General features: G+C 68.9%; 24 protein-coding genes and 1 pseudogene. 2 read left to right on the top strand and 23 right to left on the bottom strand.

Translation table 11 applies throughout. From position 1 onward, the window contains the following. Positions 1–101: 101 nt before the first annotated feature. The gene (locus ACH4NX_RS14860; protein WP_351389473.1) at positions 102–1055 is read left to right on the top strand and encodes a DUF389 domain-containing protein; all 954 of its coding nucleotides are present in this window, start codon (positions 102–104) and stop codon (positions 1053–1055) included. Between the two features lie 90 nt (positions 1056–1145). On the opposite strand, the gene glmM is transcribed toward ACH4NX_RS14860, so the two are convergent. From glmM to ACH4NX_RS14840, 4 genes are all read right to left on the bottom strand, one after another. After that, on the bottom strand, positions 1146–2504 hold the full coding sequence (gene glmM, locus ACH4NX_RS14855) for a phosphoglucosamine mutase (RefSeq protein WP_398127094.1): 1359 nt from the start codon (positions 2502–2504) through the stop codon (positions 1146–1148). 249 nt (positions 2505–2753) lie between these two features. Further along, positions 2754–3266, bottom strand: coding sequence for a 30S ribosomal protein S9 (gene rpsI / locus ACH4NX_RS14850; RefSeq protein WP_055418350.1), 513 nt, complete (start codon positions 3264–3266; stop codon positions 2754–2756). A gap of 42 nt (positions 3267–3308) precedes the next feature. Further along, entirely contained in the window at positions 3309–3752 is a 444-nt protein-coding gene (rplM, locus tag ACH4NX_RS14845; RefSeq protein WP_351389478.1) for a 50S ribosomal protein L13, read from the bottom strand. A gap of 278 nt (positions 3753–4030) precedes the next feature. Further along, positions 4031–5236, bottom strand: coding sequence for a glycosyltransferase family 87 protein (locus ACH4NX_RS14840; protein WP_398127093.1), 1206 nt, complete (start codon positions 5234–5236; stop codon positions 4031–4033). A 74-nt stretch (positions 5237–5310) separates the two neighbouring features. Between ACH4NX_RS14840 and ACH4NX_RS14835 the strand changes: the two genes are divergently transcribed. Next, positions 5311–6219: a hypothetical protein gene (locus ACH4NX_RS14835; RefSeq protein WP_398127092.1), complete on the top strand. Its 909-nt coding sequence runs from the start codon at positions 5311–5313 to the stop codon at positions 6217–6219. 141 nt (positions 6220–6360) lie between these two features. Here ACH4NX_RS14835 and ACH4NX_RS14830 read toward each other — a convergent pair whose 3' ends face one another. The 19 genes and pseudogenes from ACH4NX_RS14830 to ACH4NX_RS14740 form a co-directional block, all read right to left on the bottom strand. Next, positions 6361–7869 carry a polysaccharide deacetylase family protein gene (locus ACH4NX_RS14830; RefSeq protein ID WP_398127091.1) on the bottom strand — a complete coding sequence of 503 codons (1509 nt, stop codon included), beginning with the start codon at positions 7867–7869 and terminating at the stop codon, positions 6361–6363. A gap of 225 nt (positions 7870–8094) precedes the next feature. Beyond that, positions 8095–8949, bottom strand: coding sequence for a tRNA pseudouridine(38-40) synthase TruA (gene truA / locus ACH4NX_RS14825; RefSeq protein ID WP_351389497.1), 855 nt, complete (start codon positions 8947–8949; stop codon positions 8095–8097). Between the two features lie 166 nt (positions 8950–9115). After that, entirely contained in the window at positions 9116–9610 is a 495-nt protein-coding gene (gene rplQ / locus ACH4NX_RS14820; RefSeq protein WP_351389500.1) for a 50S ribosomal protein L17, read from the bottom strand. Positions 9611–9725: 115 nt separating this feature from the next. Continuing rightward, positions 9726–10748 carry a DNA-directed RNA polymerase subunit alpha gene (locus ACH4NX_RS14815; protein ID WP_003966937.1) on the bottom strand — a complete coding sequence of 341 codons (1023 nt, stop codon included), beginning with the start codon at positions 10746–10748 and terminating at the stop codon, positions 9726–9728. Positions 10749–10892: 144 nt separating this feature from the next. Continuing rightward, positions 10893–11297, bottom strand: coding sequence for a 30S ribosomal protein S11 (gene rpsK, locus ACH4NX_RS14810; protein ID WP_003948617.1), 405 nt, complete (start codon positions 11295–11297; stop codon positions 10893–10895). 68 nt (positions 11298–11365) lie between these two features. Beyond that, positions 11366–11746, bottom strand: a complete 381-nt coding sequence (rpsM, locus tag ACH4NX_RS14805; protein WP_398127090.1) for a 30S ribosomal protein S13 — start codon at positions 11744–11746, stop codon at positions 11366–11368. 188 nt (positions 11747–11934) lie between these two features. Beyond that, entirely contained in the window at positions 11935–12048 is a 114-nt protein-coding gene (rpmJ, locus tag ACH4NX_RS14800) for a 50S ribosomal protein L36 (RefSeq protein ID WP_003974245.1), read from the bottom strand. A 173-nt stretch (positions 12049–12221) separates the two neighbouring features. Beyond that, a complete protein-coding gene (gene infA / locus ACH4NX_RS14795) occupies positions 12222–12443 on the bottom strand; it encodes a translation initiation factor IF-1 (RefSeq protein WP_004927214.1) in 222 nt (73 codons plus the stop codon). Between the two features lie 163 nt (positions 12444–12606). Further along, positions 12607–12765 (bottom strand): annotated as a pseudogene (locus tag ACH4NX_RS14790) (type I methionyl aminopeptidase); the annotation flags it as partial. A 110-nt stretch (positions 12766–12875) separates the two neighbouring features. Continuing rightward, positions 12876–13712 carry a type I methionyl aminopeptidase gene (map, locus tag ACH4NX_RS14785; protein WP_351389504.1) on the bottom strand — a complete coding sequence of 279 codons (837 nt, stop codon included), beginning with the start codon at positions 13710–13712 and terminating at the stop codon, positions 12876–12878. A gap of 145 nt (positions 13713–13857) precedes the next feature. Further along, positions 13858–14511, bottom strand: coding sequence for an adenylate kinase (locus tag ACH4NX_RS14780; RefSeq protein ID WP_351389507.1), 654 nt, complete (start codon positions 14509–14511; stop codon positions 13858–13860). Beyond that, positions 14511–15824, bottom strand: coding sequence for a preprotein translocase subunit SecY (secY, locus tag ACH4NX_RS14775; RefSeq protein ID WP_351389510.1), 1314 nt, complete (start codon positions 15822–15824; stop codon positions 14511–14513). Before secY ends, ACH4NX_RS14780 begins: the two co-directional genes overlap by 1 nt. Before the next feature lie 242 nt (positions 15825–16066). Next, on the bottom strand, positions 16067–16522 hold the full coding sequence (rplO, locus tag ACH4NX_RS14770; protein ID WP_279560364.1) for a 50S ribosomal protein L15: 456 nt from the start codon (positions 16520–16522) through the stop codon (positions 16067–16069). Positions 16523–16524: 2 nt separating this feature from the next. Then, positions 16525–16707, bottom strand: a complete 183-nt coding sequence (rpmD, locus tag ACH4NX_RS14765; RefSeq protein WP_345596905.1) for a 50S ribosomal protein L30 — start codon at positions 16705–16707, stop codon at positions 16525–16527. 2 nt (positions 16708–16709) lie between these two features. Beyond that, positions 16710–17315 (bottom strand): 30S ribosomal protein S5, encoded by a 606-nt coding sequence (rpsE, locus tag ACH4NX_RS14760; protein ID WP_133887695.1) that lies wholly within the window; start codon positions 17313–17315, stop codon positions 16710–16712. A gap of 64 nt (positions 17316–17379) precedes the next feature. Further along, the gene (gene rplR, locus ACH4NX_RS14755) at positions 17380–17763 is read right to left on the bottom strand and encodes a 50S ribosomal protein L18 (RefSeq protein WP_345596908.1); all 384 of its coding nucleotides are present in this window, start codon (positions 17761–17763) and stop codon (positions 17380–17382) included. A 3-nt stretch (positions 17764–17766) separates the two neighbouring features. Continuing rightward, the gene (rplF, locus tag ACH4NX_RS14750) at positions 17767–18306 is read right to left on the bottom strand and encodes a 50S ribosomal protein L6 (protein ID WP_351389515.1); all 540 of its coding nucleotides are present in this window, start codon (positions 18304–18306) and stop codon (positions 17767–17769) included. A gap of 24 nt (positions 18307–18330) precedes the next feature. Continuing rightward, positions 18331–18729, bottom strand: a complete 399-nt coding sequence (rpsH, locus tag ACH4NX_RS14745) for a 30S ribosomal protein S8 (protein WP_031041548.1) — start codon at positions 18727–18729, stop codon at positions 18331–18333. A 235-nt stretch (positions 18730–18964) separates the two neighbouring features. Then, a complete protein-coding gene (locus ACH4NX_RS14740; protein WP_003948630.1) occupies positions 18965–19150 on the bottom strand; it encodes a type Z 30S ribosomal protein S14 in 186 nt (61 codons plus the stop codon). Position 19151: the final 1 nt, after the last annotated feature.

Below are 19151 nucleotides of genomic sequence, written 5' to 3'. Positions count from 1 at the left end.
AACAGCGGTACTCACAGGTTTCCTGGTGATCACGGGCCGCGTGGGCCCGGGGCAGCACGTGGCGCCCCGGCCCACGCGGCACGCGCCGCTACGCTGCCGCCATGCTCCGTCTGCGCCTGATCACCCCGGCCGACCGGACCGACGAGGTGGTGGACCTGATCGACCGGACGGTGGGCACCGCGCACCTGGTGGTCCTGCCGGGCGTCGCCCGCGAGCCCGAGGGCGGCGACGTCGTCACCTGCTTCGTGGCGCGCGAGAGCGGCGACCAACTCGTCAAGGGCCTGGAGCGGTTGGGCATCGGCCGCAGCGGTGCCATCACCGCCGACAAGGTCGAGCTGTCGGTGTCCGAGCGCTCGGAGAAGGCGGAGCGGGAGGCCCCCGGCGAGCCCGCCGACGCGGTGCTGTGGGAGGAGCTGGAGGAGGCGACGAACGAGGAGTCGACCCTGTCGATCACCTACGTCGCCTTCATCACGATCGCCACGATGATCGCGGCCTGCGGTGTGGTGCAGGACAACCCGATCCTGATCGTGGGCGCGATGGCGGTCGGGCCGGAGTTCGGGCCACTGGCCGGCATCAGCACCGCGATCGTGCAGCGGGCACCGCGGCTGGCCCTGCGTTCGGCGATCGCCCTGCTGGTGGGCTTCGCGGCGGCGATCGTGGTCACGGTGGTGTTCAGCTGGATCATGAGCGCGCTCGGCCAGTTCAGCGAGGCCAGGCTGGAGGCCGACCGGCCCAACACCGGCTTCGTCTACGCCCCCGACGCCGTCTCGTTCGCCGTGGCCCTCCTCGCCGGGGCCGCGGGCACGCTCTCCCTGACCTCCGCCAAGTCCGGGACTCTGATCGGCGTCGCCATCTCCGTCACCACCGTCCCGGCCGCCGCGAACGCGGCCGTGGCCCTGAGCTTCGGCCAGGCCGGACAGACGGTGGGCGCCGCCGAACAGCTCCTGCTGAACCTGTCCGCCATCGTCCTGGCCGGCACCTTGACGCTGCTCGTCCAGAAGGGCTTGTGGGCCACCCAGCGCGGCCGGCTCACGAAGCCGGACAACGCCGGGTGAGGGACCCGAGCCCCAGCCCGAGCCCTCCGATCCCGATCCCCCGGCCCGAGCCTCAGCCCGAGCCCGAGCCCGAGCCCGAGCCCCCGGAAACTACCCCAGCGCCGACTTCACCGCGTCGGCCAGCCGCCCGGCCACCGAGCGGGCCTGCTCGATGTCGGCGGCCTCGACCATCACGCGCACCAGCGGCTCGGTCCCCGACGGCCGCAGCAGCACCCGCCCGGTGCTGCCCAGCGCCCGCTCGGCCTCCGTGACGGCGGTCGCCAGCTCCGCGGAGGTCGTCACCCGCGACTTGTCCACGTCGGGCACGTTGATCAGCACCTGCGGCAGCCGCTCCATGACGGACGCGAGGTCCCGGAGCGTACGGCCGGTCTGCGCGACCCGCGCCGCCAGCATCAGGCCGGTCAGCGTGCCGTCGCCGGTGGTGGCGTGGTCGAGGATGATGACGTGGCCGGACTGCTCGCCGCCGAGGGCGTAGCCGTGCTCCTTCATCTCCTCCAGGACGTACCGGTCACCGACGCCGGTCTGCGCGAACCGGATGCCCTCGCGCTCCATGGCCAGCTTGAAGCCCAGGTTGGACATGACGGTCGCGACGACGGTGTCGGACCGCAGCGCGTCCCGCTCCCGCATCGCCAGCGCGAGCACGGCGAGGATCTGGTCGCCGTCCACCTCGGCGCCGGTGTGGTCCACGGCCAGGCAGCGGTCCGCGTCGCCGTCGTGGGCGATGCCCAGGTCGGCGCCGTGCTCGACGACGGCGGCCTTGAGCAGGTCGAGGTGGGTGGAGCCGCAGCCGTCGTTGATGTTGAGGCCGTCCGGCACCGCGCCGATGGTGACCAGCTCGGCGCCGGCCCGCGCGAACGCCTCCGGCGAGACCCGGGAGGCCGCGCCGTGCGCCTCGTCGAGGACGATCTTCAGTCCGTCGAGGCGGTTCGGGAGGACGCCGACGAGGTGGGCGACGTACTGGTCGAGCCCCTGGTCGTAGTCCCGCACCCGGCCCACACCGGCGCCGGTCGGGCGGTCCCAGGGGGCGCCGGTGCGGTGCTCGGCGTAGACGGACTCGATGCGGTCCTCCAGCTCGTCGGGGAGCTTGTGGCCACCGCGGGCGAAGAACTTGATGCCGTTGTCGGGCATGGCGTTGTGGCTCGCGGAGAGCATCACGCCGAGGTCGGCGCCGAGCGCGCCGGTGAGGTGGGCGACCGCCGGCGTCGGCAGCACGCCGACCCGCAGCACGTCCACGCCTGCACTGGCCAGGCCCGCGACCACGGCGGCTTCCAGGAACTCCCCGGAGGCGCGCGGGTCCCGTCCCACCACCGCGGTCGCCCGGTGCCCGGCGAAGGTGCCCGCCTCGGCCAGTACGTGCGCCGCGGCGACGGAGAGACCGAGTGCCAGCTCGGCCGTCAGATCCGCGTTGGCGACACCGCGCACGCCGTCCGTACCGAAGAGTCGTCCCACTTGTCCTCCTGAGGAAACGTCAATTCCGGAAGCGGCTGCCGATGAGTGCGGCCCACGCAGTCGGCTCCCGTGGTCCTGGGCACGCGCTGCCCGGCCATCCGATCACACAAGCCTTTGAACGTCTGATGTTCTGAACGTCTGAGATTTTGAGCGTCTTGTGCCGTTATACGCCCAACGGCCGGGATAGACGAACGCCCCGGCAGCACAGTGGCGTGCCGCCGGGGCGTTCGGAGTACAGCCGGGTGCGACTTAGCGCTTGCTGTACTGCGGAGCCTTGCGGGCCTTCTTCAGACCGGCCTTCTTCCGCTCGACCGCACGGTCGTCGCGGCGCAGGAAGCCGGCCTTCTTGAGGGCGCCGCGGTTGTTGTCCACGTCGGCCTCGTTCAGGGCGCGGGCGACACCGAGACGGAGCGCACCGGCCTGGCCGGAGACGCCGCCACCCGCGATGCGGGCGATGACGTCGTAACGGCCCTCGAGCTCGAGCACCTTGAAGGGCTCGTTGACTTCCTGCTGGTGCACCTTGTTCGGGAAGTAGTCCTCGAGGGTGCGGCCGTTGATCTTCCACTTGCCGGTGCCCGGAACGATCCGGACACGGGCGATGGCGTTCTTGCGACGGCCCAGGCCGGCGGCCGGCTGGGGCTCGCCGAACGCGGAGGCCATGGACTCCGAGGTGTACTCGCCCTCGACGGGCACCTCGGACTCGGTGGTGTAGCTGTCGATGTCGATCTCTTCGAGCGGCTGCTCGGCAGTGGTCTCGGCCACGATGCTCCTCAGATTCTGTTCAGTCTTAGGGGGTGGCCGGAACTACTGCGCGACCTGGGTGATCTCGTACGGCTGCGGCTGCTGCGCGCCGTGCGGGTGCTGGTCACCCTTGTAGACCTTCAGCTTCGAGAGCATCTGACGGCCCAGGGAGTTCTTGGGGAGCATGCCCTTGATGGCCTTCTCGACGGCCTTCTCCGGGTTCTTGTCCAGCAGCTCGTCGTAGCGCACCGAGCGGAGACCGCCCGGGTAGCCGGAGTGGCGGTACGCCATCTTCTGGGTCCGCTTGTTGCCGGAGAGGTGCACCTTGTCGGCGTTGATGATGATGACGAAGTCACCGGTGTCGACGTGGGGCGCGTAGATCGGCTTGTGCTTGCCGCGCAGGATGGAGGCCGCAGTGGTGGCCAGACGACCCAGGACGACATCCTGGGCGTCGATGACGTGCCACTGGCGCGTCACATCGCCGGGCTTGGGGCTGTACGTACGCACGGTTCGTAGCCTTCGCTTCTTCAGTGAGTGGTCCTGACATGGCCACCGAAGACGATCACGACAGCCCTGACCGCACTGCGGTGACGCAACCGCGTGCAGATCGCTGGTCATCGGTCCCGGTGGACCGGTGTAAGGGCCCCTCACGTGAGAATGAGCAAGCCAATACACATACGACTGTGCAGAATACCCGGGTCCCCATAGCCGGGTCAAAACGAGGCCGTGACCGGCTCAAAACAGGGCCGTGACGGCTCAAAACAAGGGCCGCTGCCGTGACCCGCTCAGAACGAGGCCGCCGAGGTCCGCACGGGCTCCAGCGTACGCCCGGTCTCCGCGTGATCGCCGGGTGCCGCCGCGCCGGAGCGGGCCCGCCGGGCGACCGACGCCGCCAGCACGCACAGCGTGAACGCGTCCTTGAAGGCCCGCCGCCGCTCCGACTCCAGCCAGGGCCAGGTCAGCCCCGGTACCTGGGGGGCCAGGGCCACCCAGACCCCGGCCCCGCGGGCCACCGAACCGGCGTACGGCAGCCCGGCCAGCAGCAGGGGAACGGCGACCAGGAGGTAGTGGTCGTAGGAGGGCCGGGAGACCAGGAACGCCGAGAGCATCAGGCCCGCGCCGGTCTCCGCGAGCCGCAGCGGCCCGGGATCGGCGCGGCGCCAGCGCAGGTACGCGCAGAGCACCCCGGCACCGGCCCCGGCCATGGCGATCCCCTGGGCGAGCGCCCCCGGCACCCCGAGCCGGGGCAGTACGGCCGCCGGGGACGCTTCGTAGAGCCGTACGAAACCGTCGTCGCCGTGGAGCAGGAAGGGCAGGGTACGGGTGAAGAAGCCGGCCGGGTCGGGCATCGCCAGGGCGGCCGTGCCGGAGGCCAGCGCGGGCACCAGGACGGTCGCCGCCAGCGCCCGCCACCGTCCGGCGAACAGGAAGAGAAGGACGACGGGCGCGAGCAGCGGCTTCAGGGCCACGGCCGCCCCGATGACGGCACCGGCCGCCGTCCACCGGCCCCGGCTCGCCAGCAGCAGCGCCAGCGGCAGGGCCACCGCCGCCGTCACCGTCCAGTTGCCGAGGCGCACCAGGTGCCCGAACGGCGCGAAGCCCACCGCGAGCCCGGTCAGCCCGAGGACCGCCAGCCGGCTGCCCAGCGGCACCCGGTGCAGCCGCAGCGCACAGCCCCAGGCCAGCGCGAGCAGCACCGTCACCGCGCACGGGACCAGGACCCGCAGCACGTCCCCGGGCAGCAGCGCCTGCGGAGCCGCGGCCAGGACCGCGCTCGGGAGATAGAGGAAGTGCGGATCGTCGTAGGGGGAGCCGCCGGCCAGCCAGGTGCGGGCGGCCCGCACCACGATCGCGTTGTCCATCCCGCCGGCCGAGGTCACGCGCCCCGCGTGCACGGCGGACGCCGCCAGCACCGCCACGAGCACGGCCCACGCGGCTCCGCCCGCGGGCCGCACCAACCACCCGGAGATGTCGCTTTTGCCCGTCCGCATGACCGGAACGCTAGGCCCTGCGAGGCCTCTCGACGCGCACCAGCACGCCACTCGGCCCGTCTAAGATGCGGCCCATGAGCTTTGGGCAGGGGGGACCTCAGTCACAGTGGGATCCCTGGAAACCGCAATCGCAGCAGCCATCGCAGCAGCCCCAGCAGCAGCCCTGGAACGGTGGCGACGCGGGTGCCTCCCCCGACTGGGCGGCCCTCGCCGAGGCCTCGGAGGCCCGGGCCAAGCGGCGCCGTCTGTTCCTCATCGGTGGCGGCGCCCTGGCGACCGTGGCGATAGCCAGTGCCGTGGCCGTGGCCGTGGTCTCGGCGAACGGCTCCGGCCAGGCGTCCGACGGCCCCTCCTCGCAGCTGCCCGCGACGGCGGACATACCCAGCGCGTCGGCCACGACCCCGTCGTTCGCCCCGACCAGCGCCCCGCCTCCGCTGGACCCGAAGGACTTCGTCTCCAGCGCCACGAAGGACAAGGCCCCGCTCAGCCCGGACCTGCTCTTCCCCGGCACCCAGCTGACCATGGGCGAGACGGTCTACAAGAAGGGCCCGACCGCCGACACCCGCACCTGCGGCTCCGCCGCCCAGGGCACCCTGCCCAAGGTCCTGGACGCCAATGACTGCACCCGGCTGCTCCGCGTCACGTACACCAAGGGCGACACCGCGGTGACGGTCGGCGTGGCCGTCTTCGGCACCGAGGCGCAGGCCGCCAAGGCCAAGCAGCAGGCCGACAAGAAGAGCATCGTGCGCTCCCTGTCCGGCGGCGGCGTCAAGTCCTTCTGCACCGGCGCCGTCTGCCGCTCCACCACCAACTCCTACGGCCGCTACGCCTACTTCACCGTCGCCGGCTTCACGAACGGCAAGGACGTGACGGAGAAGTCCACGGAGGTGTTCCGGGCCGGCGACGACCTGGCCGAGTTCACCTTCCGGCAGATCCGCCGACGCGGCGAGGCCCAGGCGTCGGCGGCGGCCCAGGCGGACTGACCGCCGGGCGGCCGGCGTGCGCGCCGCTCCTGACCGCACACCGCCGCACACCGCACACCACACACGTCCGAACGCCGGGGGCGCCGCACAGATCCTGTGCGGCGCCCCCGTCCCGCTCCCGGCGGACGGCCGGCAGGCGCGTCAGGTGTAGTGCGCCATCGCCTCCTGCACCGTCAGCACCTCGATGCCCCGCTTGTCGATCTCCCGCATCAGGCGGTCGAGGCCCTTGGTGCTCAGTTCCGTGTTCTCCGTGGGAACACCCTCGACGATCCGGTGCAGACACAGGATGAGCCAGTCGCCCTCGCGCGCGCAGCGGTCCAGCGCGCCACCCGCCCCGATCACGTCGGCGAGCGTCTCACCGCCCGTCTCCTTCCCGTCGTTGATCCCGGTCAGCGCCTTGAGCCGGTACGGCATCGCCGGGGCGAAGCTCTCGGTCGTCTCGGAGATGATGGAACGCGCGGTGGTGAAGTGCCGGGCGGCCAGCAGGTCGACGGGCACACCGTCACGGGTCTTCCCGAACGCCCCGTGCGGGTAGGCGAAGTGCTCGCTGGTGAAACCACGTCCGACCAGCCACTCGCGCAGCTTGCGGAAGTCCTCGTCGACCTCCTCCGCGGCGAGTTCCGGGTAGCTCGCGTCATGGGCCTCGAGCGCGTAGGCGTGCCCCGCCATCTCCCAGCCGGACGAGTCCTGAAGGGAACGCATCTGTCCGATGCGCATGAAGGGCTCGGTGCCTATCGCGTCGGCGATGTTGTAGAGCGTGCCGGGCATCCCGTACCGGTCCATGACCGGGCGGGCGAAGTCGTGCACCGACTTGTGCGAGTCGTCGAAGGTGATCGAGACGACGCCCTTGGGGAAGACGTCCGTGGTGTCCGCCACCACCTCGACGGCCTGAAGCCGGTACGTGACCGGACCCTTCCCGTCGTCGTACACGGCGAACGACATGTCGGTGAAGCCCGACCGGACCGACGGCTCACCGCGCGAGGACAGCTCGTACCCGCCGGACGCGCCGGTGACGTCCGCCCACTGAAGGTGGACGGTGATCCAGTCCCCCGACTGCACGTAGTTGGTGCCCTTGGCCGCGTGGTGGTGGAAGGTCCAGCTGAAGTGGTCCGCCAGTTTCCGGCTGCCCAGGTAGAACTCCATCCGCTTCAGACGGGCCACGTCCTCCACCTGGAAGACGAGACGGAGCATCTTCCCCTTGAGGTCCATCGGCTCCATCCCCGTACGGCGTACGAAGGACTGGACACCGTCACCGCGCGTGGTGACCCGGCACGACCGGTCGCCCCGGGTGAAGACCTCGGCGTCGGAGCCGGAGGACGCGGTGCCCTCACCGCCGGGCGACCACTCGTGCCCTTCCTGGAACTGCTCGCTCCAGGTCGCCCGCCGGTAGCGCGGGCGGCGCCCGCTCGGGGCGTACGTCGGCGCGGTCAGGTTCTCGAGAGGTCCGCCCACACCGAGATCGACGGCCCCGGAGCCGGTCTCGGCCGACGAGGGCAGGATCAGGTCCCTGCCCACCACACCCGCGGCCGCGCCGCCGGCCGTCAGCAACCCGCCGAGCCCCATCAGGCCGAGGGCCGAACGACGGCCCACCTTCGCCCTGGAATCCCGTTCGGCGGACGCCGACGCCGAGTGCTTTCTGGCTCTGGACAAAGTGGCTCCCCGGCTCTCAGCGGATCCGGCCGCACGCGACAGCACCGGACGGCCGCTCCCCATGGGCGCGTCCGGTGTGCGGGACGGGTGTCAGGACAGGAGTCGCGGCGGCCCGACGGCCTCGTCGTCCCCCAACACCCCACCGGCGAAGATTCCAGCGGATGATGTGAACGAGGCCTCGTCGAACAGCAGTCTAGCGGGGCACACCCGCCCCGCACCGTGCGTTCAGCAGCAACCGCTCCCCGGCAGCGTCCTCTTGTTCCGCGCTTCGAGGTTGCGTGCCGCCAGCATCTCGTCCGCCGGATAGCCGACTTCCTCGAGGGTCAGCCCGTGCGGCCGTACGACGTGCACGGCCGAGTCCCGGACGCCGGCGGCGAGCACCTTGGCGGGCCAGTCGGGCGTGCGGTGGCCGTCGCCGACGAACAGCAGCGCCCCGATGAGCGAGCGCACCATGTTGTGGCAGAAGGCGTCGGCGCGGACGGTGGCGGTGACGATCCCGTCGTCGCCCCGGACCAGGCTCAGCTCCTGGAGGGTGCGGATGGTCGTGGCCCCCTCCCGCTTCTTGCAGTAGGCGGCGAAGTCGTGCTCCCCCAGCAGGCCGCGGGCGGCCTCGTTCATGGCGTCCACGTCGAGGGGCCAGTCGTGCCACAGGACGTGCCCGCGCAGCAACGGGTCGACGCCGCCGGGGTTGTCGGTGACCCGGTAGGCGTAGCGTCGCCAGACCGCGGAGAACCGGGCGTTGAAGCCGCTGGGCGCCTCGCGCAGGGCCCACACCCGTACGTCCCTGGACAGCCGCCCGGCGAGCCGCTTCAGCAGCTTCGGGTGGTGCTCGGCCCAGACCTCGCGCTCCAGGTCCACGTGGGCGACCTGGCCCCGGGCGTGCACGCCGGCGTCGGTCCGCCCCGCCACGGTCAGCTCGTGCGTCCGGCGCGACCGCGTGACCGTCCGCAGCGCGTCCTCGATCTCGCCCTGCACGGTCCGCCGCCCGCCGGCCTGCTTGGCCCACCCGGAGAACTCGGACCCGTCGTAGGAAAGGTCCAGCCGCACCCGTACGAACCCGGGCTCCACTTCGTCACTCACCCAGAGATCCTCTCAGCAAAACGAAAGCGGGCCCGCCCCTCGAAAGGAACGGGCCCGCGAACGCCCTCAAGGGGCGCGGGACTGCGCTCGATGTGCGGCTCCGCCGCGCGGGCGCGACAAGCCACGACGAAGCCGCAGCCGTCGTCGCACAGCCCCCGGCAGACGCTTACGCGTCCTTGGACTCCTCGGCGGCAGCCTCGTCGTCGGCCTTGGTCGTGTCGACCTTGGTCTCGGCGGCCTCGGCGTCCTTGGCGGAGCGCTTGGTGGCGGCCTCGGCCTCGCCGGTCGCCTCCTGCGCCACGGTCAGCGCCTCGACCAGCTCGATGACGGCCATGGGCGCGTTGTCGCCACGGCGGTTACCGACCTTGGTGATCCGGGTGTAGCCACCGGGACGGTTCTCGTAGCGCGGGCCGATCTCGGTGAAGAGCGTGTGCACGATGCTCTTGTCCGTGATCACCTGGAGCACCTGACGGCGGTTGTGAAGGTCGCCCTTCTTCGCCTTGGTGACCAGACGCTCGGCGTACGGACGCAGCTTGCGCGCCTTCGCCTCGGTGGTCTTGATCTTGCCGTGCTCGAAGAGCGACTTCGCGAGGTTCGCGAGGAGCAGCTTCTCGTGCGCGGCGCTGCCGCCCAGACGGGCACCCTTGGTGGGCTTCGGCATTTTTTCTCCTAGGTGTCTGCCCCGGCCGTATCAGGTACCGAAGTCAGTATCCGAGCAGGCGGTCGCCTGTCGGAGATCCGGGGCAGCCCCGAAGGGACGCCCCGGAAGGAATCGATCAGTACTGCTCGGTCTCCACGAAGCCCGCGTCCGCGTCGTCGTCGGCACCGAAGGCGTCCGCGGCGGCGGTCGGGTCGAACCCGGGAGGCGAGTCCTTGAGCGCGAGACCCATCCCGGCGAGCTTGGCCTTGACCTCGTCGATCGACTTCGCACCGAAGTTGCGGATGTCGAGCAGGTCCGCCTCGGAACGCGCGACGAGCTCACCCACGGAGTGGATGCCCTCACGCTTGAGGCAGTTGTACGACCGAACGGTGAGCTCCAGCTCCTCGATCGGCAGGGCGAGATCGGCGGCGAGCGCGGCGTCCGTCGGGGACGGGCCCATGTCGATGCCCTCGGCGTCGATGTTCAGCTCGCGGGCGAGACCGAACAGCTCGACCAGGGTCTTGCCGGCCGACGCCATGGCGTCGCGCGGACGCATGGCCTGCTTGGTCTCGACGTCGACGATCAGCTTGTCGAAGTCGGTGCGCTGCTCGACACGCGTGGCCTCGACCTTGTACGTGACCTTGAGAACCGGCGAGTAGATCGAGTCGACCGGGATGCGCCCGATCTCCTGACCGACCTGCTTGTTCTGCACGGCGGAGACGTAGCCGCGACCGCGCTCGACGGTCAGCTCCATCTCCAGCTTGCCCTTGCCGTTGAGCGTGGCGAGGACGAGGTCGGGGTTGTGCACCTCGACACCGGCCGGGGGCGCGATGTCGGCGGCGGTGACCAGACCCGGGCCCTGCTTGCGCAGGTACATCACAACGGGCTCGTCGTGCTCGGACGACACGACCAGCTGCTTGATGTTGAGGATCAGGTCGGTGACGTCCTCCTTGACGCCCGGCACGGTGGTGAACTCGTGCAGGACACCGTCGATGCGGATGGACGTGACCGCCGCACCCGGGATCGAGGAGAGGAGCGTACGGCGCAGGGAGTTGCCGAGGGTGTAGCCGAAGCCCGGCTCCAGCGGCTCGATGACGAACCGGGAGCGGAACTCGTCGACGACCTCTTCGGTCAACGAGGGACGCTGAGCGATCAGCATGTGGTGATCCTTCAGTCAGGGGCGCCCGCTATTTGACGCCCGACCATTACTGCAAGGGTACGGGCGATACGACCCGAAAGAGCCGTACCGCCCGTGAGAACCCTGGTGAAGCGAGATCAGACGCGTCGCGTACGACGCGGCGGATCAGACGCGACGACGCTTCGGCGGACGGCAGCCGTTGTGCGGCGTCGGGGTGACGTCCTGGATCGAACCGACCTCGAGGCCGGTCGCCTGCAGGGAGCGGATGGCGGTCTCACGACCGGAACCCGGACCCTTGACGAAGACGTCGACCTTGCGCATGCCGTGCTCCTGCGCGCGACGGGCAGCCGACTCGGCGGCCATCTGCGCGGCGAACGGCGTGGACTTGCGCGAGCCCTTGAAGCCGACGTGGCCGGCGGAGGCCCAGGAGATCACGTTGCCGGTCGGGTCCGTGATGGACACGATCGTGTTGTTGAACGTGCTCTTGATGTGCGCGTGGCCGTGAGCGACGTTCTTCTTTTCCTTGCGGCGCACCTTCTTGGCAGCGCCCTGACGTCCCTTGGGGGGCATGTCGTTCTCCTACAGGGGAGGTGGTCGGTCCTACAGCGAAGACCGCTGGACGGCGAGTCCGCTGTGGACTACTTCTTGCCCGGCTTCTTCTTACCGGCGATGGCGCGACGCGGGCCCTTGCGGGTGCGGGCGTTGGTGCTGGTGCGCTGACCGCGGACGGGCAGGCCGCGGCGGTGGCGGAGACCCTGGTACGTGCCGATCTCGACCTTGCGGCGGATGTCGGCCTGGACCTCGCGACGGAGGTCACCCTCGGTCTTGATGTTGTTGTCGACGTACTCGCGGATCGCGACGAGCTGCTCCTCGGAGAGGTCACGAACACGGGTGTTCGGGTCCACCTCGGTGGCAGCCAGCGTCTGCTGCGAGAGAGTCCGGCCGATGCCGAACACGTAGGTGAGGGCGATCTCGACGCGCTTTTCGCGCGGGATGTCAACACCGGAAACGCGTGCCATTCAATGGCTCCAGTTGATCTTCGGAGGTCTTCCACAGAACCGGTTCCCGCGCCGCCGTGTCAGGTACGGATCGGGTCCCCGGCCTCCGAACCGGGGGTGTCGGACGCCTCGGCGCCCGGGTCCTGCGTATGAACATATTCAGCTCGCGTCGCGCGAAGCCCTGCGAATCGCGGAGGGAAGGTTGTGCGTCAGCCCTGGCGCTGCTTGTGGCGCGGGTTGTCGCAGATAACCATGACCCGGCCGTGACGGCGGATCACCCTGCACTTGTCGCAGATCTTCTTGACGCTCGGCTTGACCTTCATTGAGTGAAGTTCTCCGGGCTCAGTGCCCCCGCGCCATACGGTGCCGGGGCAGGGGAAAGATCTACTTGTACGTTGGAGAAACTCCCCTGGATCGCTCCGGGAAGTGTGACAGGGCGAGCCTGTCCGACGACGACCCTCCCGGCCGCCGGGGCGGGTACGGGACCCGCCCAAGCTCACTTGTACCGGTAGACGATCCGGCCACGCGTCAGGTCGTACGGAGACAGCTCCACCACGACCCGGTCGTCAGGGAGGATGCGGATGTAGTGCATACGCATCTTGCCGCTGATGTGTGCCAGGACCTGGTGGCCGTTCTGGAGCTCGACCCTGAACATCGCGTTGGGGAGAGACTCGACGACAGTGCCCTCGATCTCGATGGCACCTTGCTTCTTGGCCACGCTTCGCCCTTCGAATCGACTACCTTGATCGACTCACGTGCTCCGCACGAGTGCATGCAGGCATGCGGGTGCACGAGATCCGACGAGTCAGTCTACGTCAGCACACCCGGAAAGGCGAAACGAGGAAGTCTGCCCCACTCGGGCGATCGTTATGCGGGGGCCGTCAGCCCAGCGGGTCCGGTGCCGCCGTGATGCCCAGTTCCGCCAGCTTCGCCTTACCCCCGTCAGGGGCCGTCAGAACCAGCGGACCCCGCTCCGTGAGGGCCACCGAGTGCTCCCAGTGAGAGGACCACGTGCCGTCGGTCGTGATGACCGTCCAGTCGACCAATCCTTCACGCCCCTCTCGCGGGCTCGGCGCCGAGGGCGCCTCACTGGCTTCGAGCGGCTGCGGCGGCCTCCGGCCGGCGGGCGCCGGGGCCGCGGCCGCGGCCCTCAGCCCAGCGGGTCCGGTGCCGCCGTGATGCCCAGTTCCGCCAGCTTCGCCTTACCCCCGTCAGGGGCCGTCAGAACCAGCGGACCCCCCTCCGTGAGGGCCACCGAGTGCTCCCAGTGGGAGGACCACGTGCCGTCGGTCGTGATGACCGTCCAGTCGTCCGGCAGGACCTCCGTGCGCGGTGTGCCGAGGGACACCATCGGCTCGATGGCGAGGCAGAAGCCGGGCACCAGCTTCGGGCCCTTGCCGCGCCGGCGCTCGACGTAGTTCAGCAGGTGCGGGTCCATGTGCATCTCGGTGCCGATGCCGTGGCCGCCGTAGTCCTCGATGATCCCGTACTTGCCGCCGCCGGGCTTGGGCTGGCGGCGGATGTACGTCTCGATGGCCCGGGACACGTCCACGAGCCGGTTGCCCTGCTTCATCGCCGCGATGCCGGCCCACATGGACTCCTCGGTCACCCGGGAGAGCTCGACCAGCTCCGGGGAGTGACCGGAGCCGACGAAGGCGGTGTAGGCGGCGTCGCCGTGCCAGCCGTCGATGATCGCGCCGCAGTCGATGGAGATGACGTCACCGTCCTTGAGGACGACGTCGTCGGACGGGATGCCGTGGACGACGACCTCGTTCACCGAGGTGCAGATGGTCGCCGGGAAGCCGCCGTAGCCGAGGAAGTTCGGCTTGGCGTCGTACTCCGTGAGCACCTTGCGGGCGACCTGGTCCAGGTCCTTGGTCGTGGCGCCGGGCACGGCGGCCTCGCGCGTGGCCGCGTGGATGGCGGCGACGACCAGCCCCGCCTCACGCATCTTGGCGATCTGCTCGGGGCTCTTGATCTGCACCATGGGGACTGCGGCCTTTCTGGACCGGGGAGACGGAGGACACGGGAAGGAGCACTGCCGCTTCCCACGATACGGGGCGGGCGTCCCCACCCCACAGCACAGCCGCGGCCCCTGAGCGAGGGACCGCGGCTGCAGCCGGTACCGAGAACTACTTGTCGCGCTTGAGCGCCTCCAGCGCCCGGCCCGTGACCTCGTCCACCGGTCCCGTCGCCGCGATGGTGACGACCAGGCCCTGCGCCTTGTAGTAGTCGATGATCGGCTCGGTCTGCGTGTGGTAGACCTCGAGCCGCTTGCGGACCGTCTCCTCGGAGTCGTCGCCCCGCTGGTACAGCTCGCCGCCGCAGACGTCGCAGACGCCTTCCTTCTTCGGCGGCGTGTACGTCACGTGGAAGACGTGCGCCGAGTTGTTGCGGCAGACGCGCCGGCCTGCGATCCGCTTGACGACCTCGTCCTCCGGGGCCTCCAGGTCCAGCACCGCGTCGAGCTTCATGACCTCGGTCTCGAGCAGCTCGTCCAGCGCCTCGGCCTGGGAGACGTTGCGCGGGAAACCGTCCAGCAGGAAGCCGCCCTCGGCGTCGGGCTGCTCCATGCGGTCCTTCGCCATGGCGATGGTGACCTCGTCCGGTACGAGGTTTCCGGCCTCGATGTAGGACTTGGCGAGCTTGCCCAGTTCGGTCTGCTGACTGATGTTCGCGCGGAACAGGTCACCCGTGGAGATGTGCGGAATGTGCAGCGTCTCGGCAAGGCGGGTGGCCTGCGTTCCCTTTCCGGCGCCCGGCGGCCCGACGAGGACGATTCGCATCAGCGGAGGAACCCTTCGTAATTGCGCTGCTGGAGCTGGCTCTCGATCTGCTTCACCGTCTCAAGACCCACACCCACGATGATGAGGATGCTGGTCCCGCCGAACGGGAAGTTCTGGTTTGCCCCGAAACCGGCCAACGCCATTGTCGGTACGAGAGAGATCAGGCCCAGATACAGCGAACCCGGCCAGGTGATCCGGTTGAGTACGTAGCTCAGATACTCAGCGGTCGGTCGGCCAGCCCGGATGCCCGGGATGAACCCACCATACTTCTTCATGTTGTCCGCGACTTCCTCGGGGTTGAACGAGATCGCCACGTAGAAGAAGGCGAAGAACACGATCAGGAGGAAGTACAGGACGATGTGCGGCGCCGCCTCGGGGTCGGCCAGGTTCTTCTGGATCCAGGTGGCCCAGCCCGCGGTCGAACCGGAGAACTGGACGATCAGCGCCGGGATGTAGAGCAGCGACGAGGCGAAGATGACGGGGATGATGCCCGCCTGGTTCACCTTGAGCGGGATGTACGTCGACGTACCACCGTAGGAACGGCGGCCGATCATACGCTTCGCGTACTGCACCGGGATGCGGCGCTGCGCCTGCTCCACGAAGACGACCAGGCCGACCATGACGAAGCCGACCAGCATGACGATGCCGAACTCGATCCAGCCGTCCGCCAGCTCGCCCTCCGTCTTGATGGCCCACAGCGCGGACGGGAACGTCGCGGCGATCGAGATGAACATCAGGATCGACATGCCGTTGCCGACACCGCGGTCGGTGATCAGCTCGCCGAGCCACATGACCGTGGCCGTGCCGGCGGTCATGGTGATCACCATGACGACGGTGGTGAAGATCGCCTGGTCGGGGACGATCTGGCCCGCGACGGTGCAGCCGGAGAAGAGGGCGCCGCTGCGGGCGGTGGCCACCAGGCCGGTGCCCTGGAGGATGGCGAGCGCGATGGTCAGGTAGCGGGTGTACTGCGTGATCTTCGCAGTGCCCGCCTGGCCCTCCTTCTTCAGGGCTTCCAGGCGCGGGATCACCACGGTCAGCAGCTGCAGAATGATGCTCGCCGTGATGTACGGCATGATGCCGAGCGCGAAGACCGTGATCTGCAGCAGGGCGCCGCCGCTGAACATGTTCACCAGACCGAAGAGGCCCTGGTTGCCGGACGCCTGGTCCACACACTCCTGGACGTTCTTGTAATCGACGCCTGGGATGGGGATGTGGGTACCAAGCCGGTAGACCACGATGATGCCGAGCGTGAAGAGCAGCTTCTTGCGCAGGTCGGGCGTCTTGAACGCCCGGGCGAACGCGGTGAGCACGGTGCCTCCTGCGACCCCCGCGCTACTGCGTCAAGGGTGACGGTCTTGAGGATTCGACTGACGACTTAGTAAGTAACGGTCAACTGCCGCCCAGGGTGCCCCATGTGACGCACCCGTGAAAGAGGGCAGCGCAGGCCACCTTACCGGCGGGAGTACTTTCCTTGGAACGACCAACCGGGGATACCCCTTTTGTGGGGCATCCCCGGTTGGGATCGCTCAAGTCATCGAGGCGCCTGAAGGGTTCAGACGAGCTCGGTGACAGTACCGCCGGCGGCGGAGATCTTCTCCTTGGCGGAGCCGGAGACGGCGTCGACCGTCACCTGCAGCGCCACGGAGATCTCGCCCTGGCCGAGGACCTTGACGAGGCTGTTCTTGCGAACGGCACCCTTGGCCACCAGACCCTCGACGGTGACTTCGCCACCCTCGGGGTAGAGCGCGGCCAGCTTGTCGAGGTTCACGACCTGGAACTCGGTCTTGAACGGGTTCTTGAAGCCCTTCAGCTTCGGAAGACGCATGTGGAGGGGCATCTGGCCACCCTCGAAGCGCTCCGGAACCTGGTAACGGGCCTTCGTACCCTTGGTACCACGACCGGCCGTCTTACCCTTCGACGCCTCACCACGACCGACACGGGTCTTCGCGGTCTTGGCGCCCGGGGCGGGACGGAGGTTGTGGATCTTGAGCGGGTTCTGCTCACCCATGATCAGTCGACCTCCTCGACCGTCACGAGGTGGCGGACGGTCTGCACCATGCCGCGGAACTCGGGGCGGTCCTCCTTGACGACCTGCGTGTTGATCCCCTTGAGACCAAGGGTACGCAGGGTGTCACGGTGGTTCTGCTTGCTGCCGATGTAGGACTTGACCTGCGTAATCTTGAGCTGCGCCATGATTACGCACCCGCCCCGGCACGTGCACGGAGAAGAGCCGCGGGGGCGACGTCCTCGAGCGGCAGACCACGGCGGGCCGCGATCTCCTCGGGACGCTGCAGGCCCTTGAGGGCCTCCACGGTCGCGTGCACGATGTTGATCTGGTTGTCGGAGCCGAGCGACTTCGACAGCACGTCGTGGATACCGGCGCACTCGAGCACGGCGCGCACCGGACCACCGGCGATAACACCGGTACCCGGGGACGCGGGCTTGAGCAGCACGACGCCGGCAGCCTTCTCACCCTGGATGGGGTGCGGGATGGTGCCCTGGATACGGGGGACCTTGAAGAAGTGCTTCTTGGCCTCCTCAACACCCTTGGCGATGGCGGCCGGCACCTCCTTGGCCTTGCCGTAACCGACACCCACGGTGCCGTCACCGTCGCCCACCACGACCAGCGCGGTGAAGCTGAAGCGACGACCACCCTTCACAACCTTGGCGACGCGGTTGATCGCGACGACGCGCTCAACGTAAGCGGTCTTCTCGGCGGCACCTGCGCCACCGTCACGGCCCTTCCGGTCCCGCCGCTCGCCGCCACCGGCACCGCCACCGCGGCGCTGGGGTCCAGCCATTGGAATTACCTCTCTCTGTTTCCGTAGCCACGCAACGACCTGGGTCGCTGCTGCGACGGGCGGCTCAGAACTTCAGTCCGGCTTCGCGGGCGGCGTCCGCCAGAGCGGCGATGCGCCCGGCGTACTGGTTGCCACCGCGGTCGAACACGACAGTCTCGACACCCGCGGCCTTGGCGCGCTCGGCGACCAGGGCGCCGACCTGCTTGGCCTGCGCGGACTTGTCCGCCTCGCCACCACGGATCGAGGTGTCCAGGGTGGACGCCGACGCAAGGGTGTGACCCTTGAGGTCGTCGATCACCTGGGCCACGATGTGGCGGTTCGAGCGGGTAACGACCAGACGGGGACGCTCGGCCGTACCACCGATCCGCTTGCGGATCCGGATGTGACGGCGCTTGATCGCGGCGCGCTTGTAGGCGTCGCCCTTGAGGATCTTCTGTCCGTATGCCATGGCTTACTTACCCGCCTTTCCGACCTTGCGGCGGATGACTTCGCCCTCGTACTTGACGCCCTTGGCCTTGTACGGGTCGGGCTTGCGCAGCTTGCGGATGTTGGCCGCAACCTCGCCGACCTTCTGCTTGTCGATGCCCTCGACCGAGAAACGGGTCGGGGACTCCACCTTGAAGGTGATGCCCTCGGGGGCCTCGACGGTGATCGAGTGGCTGTAGCCGAGGGAGAACTCCAGGTTCGAACCCTTGGCGAGCACGCGGTAACCGACACCGCTGATCTCGAGCTTCTTCACGTAACCCTGGGTCACGCCGGTGATCATGTTCGCCACCAGCGTGCGGGACAGGCCGTGCAGGGCCTTGCTCTGACGCTCGTCGTTGGGGCGGGTGACGTTGAGAACGCCGTCCTCACCCTTGGCGATGTCGATCGGCGCCACGACGGTGTGGGTCAGCGAGCCCTTGGGGCCCTTGACCGCGACCGTACGGCCGTCGATGGTGACGTCCACGCCGGCGGGAACCGCGATGGGGAGCTTGCCGATGCGCGACATAGCTGTTTCCTCCGTTCCCTTCCGTTACCAGACGTAGGCGAGAACTTCTCCGCCTACGCCCTTCTTGCCGGCCTGCTGTCCAGTGAGGAGCCCGTGAGACGTGGAGATGATCGCCACGCCGAGGCCACCCAGCACCTTGGGCAGGTTGGTGGACTTCGCGTACACCCGGAGACCGGGCTTCGAGATCCGCTTGATGCCCGCGATGGAGCGCTCACGGTTCGGGCCGAACTTCAGCTCGAGGACGAGGTTCTTGCCGACCTCGGCGTCCTCGGTCTTCCAGCCCGTGATGAAGCCCTCCTGCTGGAGGATCTCCGCGATGTGAGACTTGATCTTGGACGCCGGCATCGTCACGGAGTCGTGGTACGCCGAGTTCGCGTTCCGCAGACGCGTAAGCATGTCTGCGATCGGATCAGTCATGGTCATGAATTGGCCTTCGGCCTCTCTCGCCGTGGTTTCCTGGTGCGCCATCCCTCTCCCCGATCCGAGACGGGACGGGTGCGGCGCGGTGGACCTACGGCGTAGTAAGCAAATGTTTGCAGGCACTGCCTGCGGGCGTACGGGTGGCAGACGCCCAACCCCACAAGCCTAAGGCATGCGGAGCCGGGCCTCTGCCGACCCGGTTGCTTACCGAGAGTCTGAATAACCCGGAATTACCGGATTACCAGGAGCTCTTGGTCACGCCCGGCAGCTCGCCACGGTGAGCCATCTCACGAAGGCACACGCGGCACAGGCCGAACTTGCGGTAGACGGAGTGCGGGCGGCCGCAGCGCTGGCAGCGCGTGTAGCCACGTACACCGAACTTGGGCTTGCGAGCAGCCTTGGCAATCAGAGCCTTCTTCGCCATC

This window comes from Streptomyces sp. NPDC017225 (genome assembly GCF_044331465.1).
Lineage (GTDB): Bacteria > Actinomycetota > Actinomycetes > Streptomycetales > Streptomycetaceae > Streptomyces.
The sequence above is the reverse complement of the archived record's forward strand: the minus strand, read 5'-3'. Positions and strand labels throughout refer to the sequence as shown.

Coding starts and splice junctions, on each gene's coding strand:
- ACH4NX_RS14815 (WP_003966937.1), bottom strand. CDS start 10,748: ATGCTGATCGCTCAGCGTCCCTCGTTGACCGAAGAGGTCGTCGACGAG.
- map (WP_351389504.1), bottom strand. CDS start 13,712: ATGGTGCAGATCAAGAGCCCCGAGCAGATCGCCAAGATGCGTGAGGCG.
- rpsK (WP_003948617.1), bottom strand. CDS start 11,297: ATGCCCCCCAAGGGACGTCAGGGCGCTGCCAAGAAGGTGCGCCGCAAG.
- rpsH (WP_031041548.1), bottom strand. CDS start 18,729: ATGACCATGACTGATCCGATCGCAGACATGCTTACGCGTCTGCGGAAC.
- ACH4NX_RS14780 (WP_351389507.1), bottom strand. CDS start 14,511: ATGCGAATCGTCCTCGTCGGGCCGCCGGGCGCCGGAAAGGGAACGCAG.
- ACH4NX_RS14740 (WP_003948630.1), bottom strand. CDS start 19,150: ATGGCGAAGAAGGCTCTGATTGCCAAGGCTGCTCGCAAGCCCAAGTTC.
- rpsE (WP_133887695.1), bottom strand. CDS start 17,315: ATGGCTGGACCCCAGCGCCGCGGTGGCGGTGCCGGTGGCGGCGAGCGG.
- rpmJ (WP_003974245.1), bottom strand. CDS start 12,048: ATGAAGGTCAAGCCGAGCGTCAAGAAGATCTGCGACAAGTGCAGGGTG.
- rplR (WP_345596908.1), bottom strand. CDS start 17,763: ATGGCATACGGACAGAAGATCCTCAAGGGCGACGCCTACAAGCGCGCC.
- rpsM (WP_398127090.1), bottom strand. CDS start 11,746: ATGGCACGCGTTTCCGGTGTTGACATCCCGCGCGAAAAGCGCGTCGAG.
- ACH4NX_RS14860 (WP_351389473.1), top strand. CDS start 102: ATGCTCCGTCTGCGCCTGATCACCCCGGCCGACCGGACCGACGAGGTG.
- rplF (WP_351389515.1), bottom strand. CDS start 18,306: ATGTCGCGCATCGGCAAGCTCCCCATCGCGGTTCCCGCCGGCGTGGAC.
- ACH4NX_RS14840 (WP_398127093.1), bottom strand. CDS start 5,236: ATGCGGACGGGCAAAAGCGACATCTCCGGGTGGTTGGTGCGGCCCGCG.
- rplO (WP_279560364.1), bottom strand. CDS start 16,522: ATGGGTGAGCAGAACCCGCTCAAGATCCACAACCTCCGTCCCGCCCCG.
- ACH4NX_RS14835 (WP_398127092.1), top strand. CDS start 5,311: ATGAGCTTTGGGCAGGGGGGACCTCAGTCACAGTGGGATCCCTGGAAA.
- rplQ (WP_351389500.1), bottom strand. CDS start 9,610: ATGCCGAAGCCCACCAAGGGTGCCCGTCTGGGCGGCAGCGCCGCGCAC.
- rpmD (WP_345596905.1), bottom strand. CDS start 16,707: ATGGCGCAGCTCAAGATTACGCAGGTCAAGTCCTACATCGGCAGCAAG.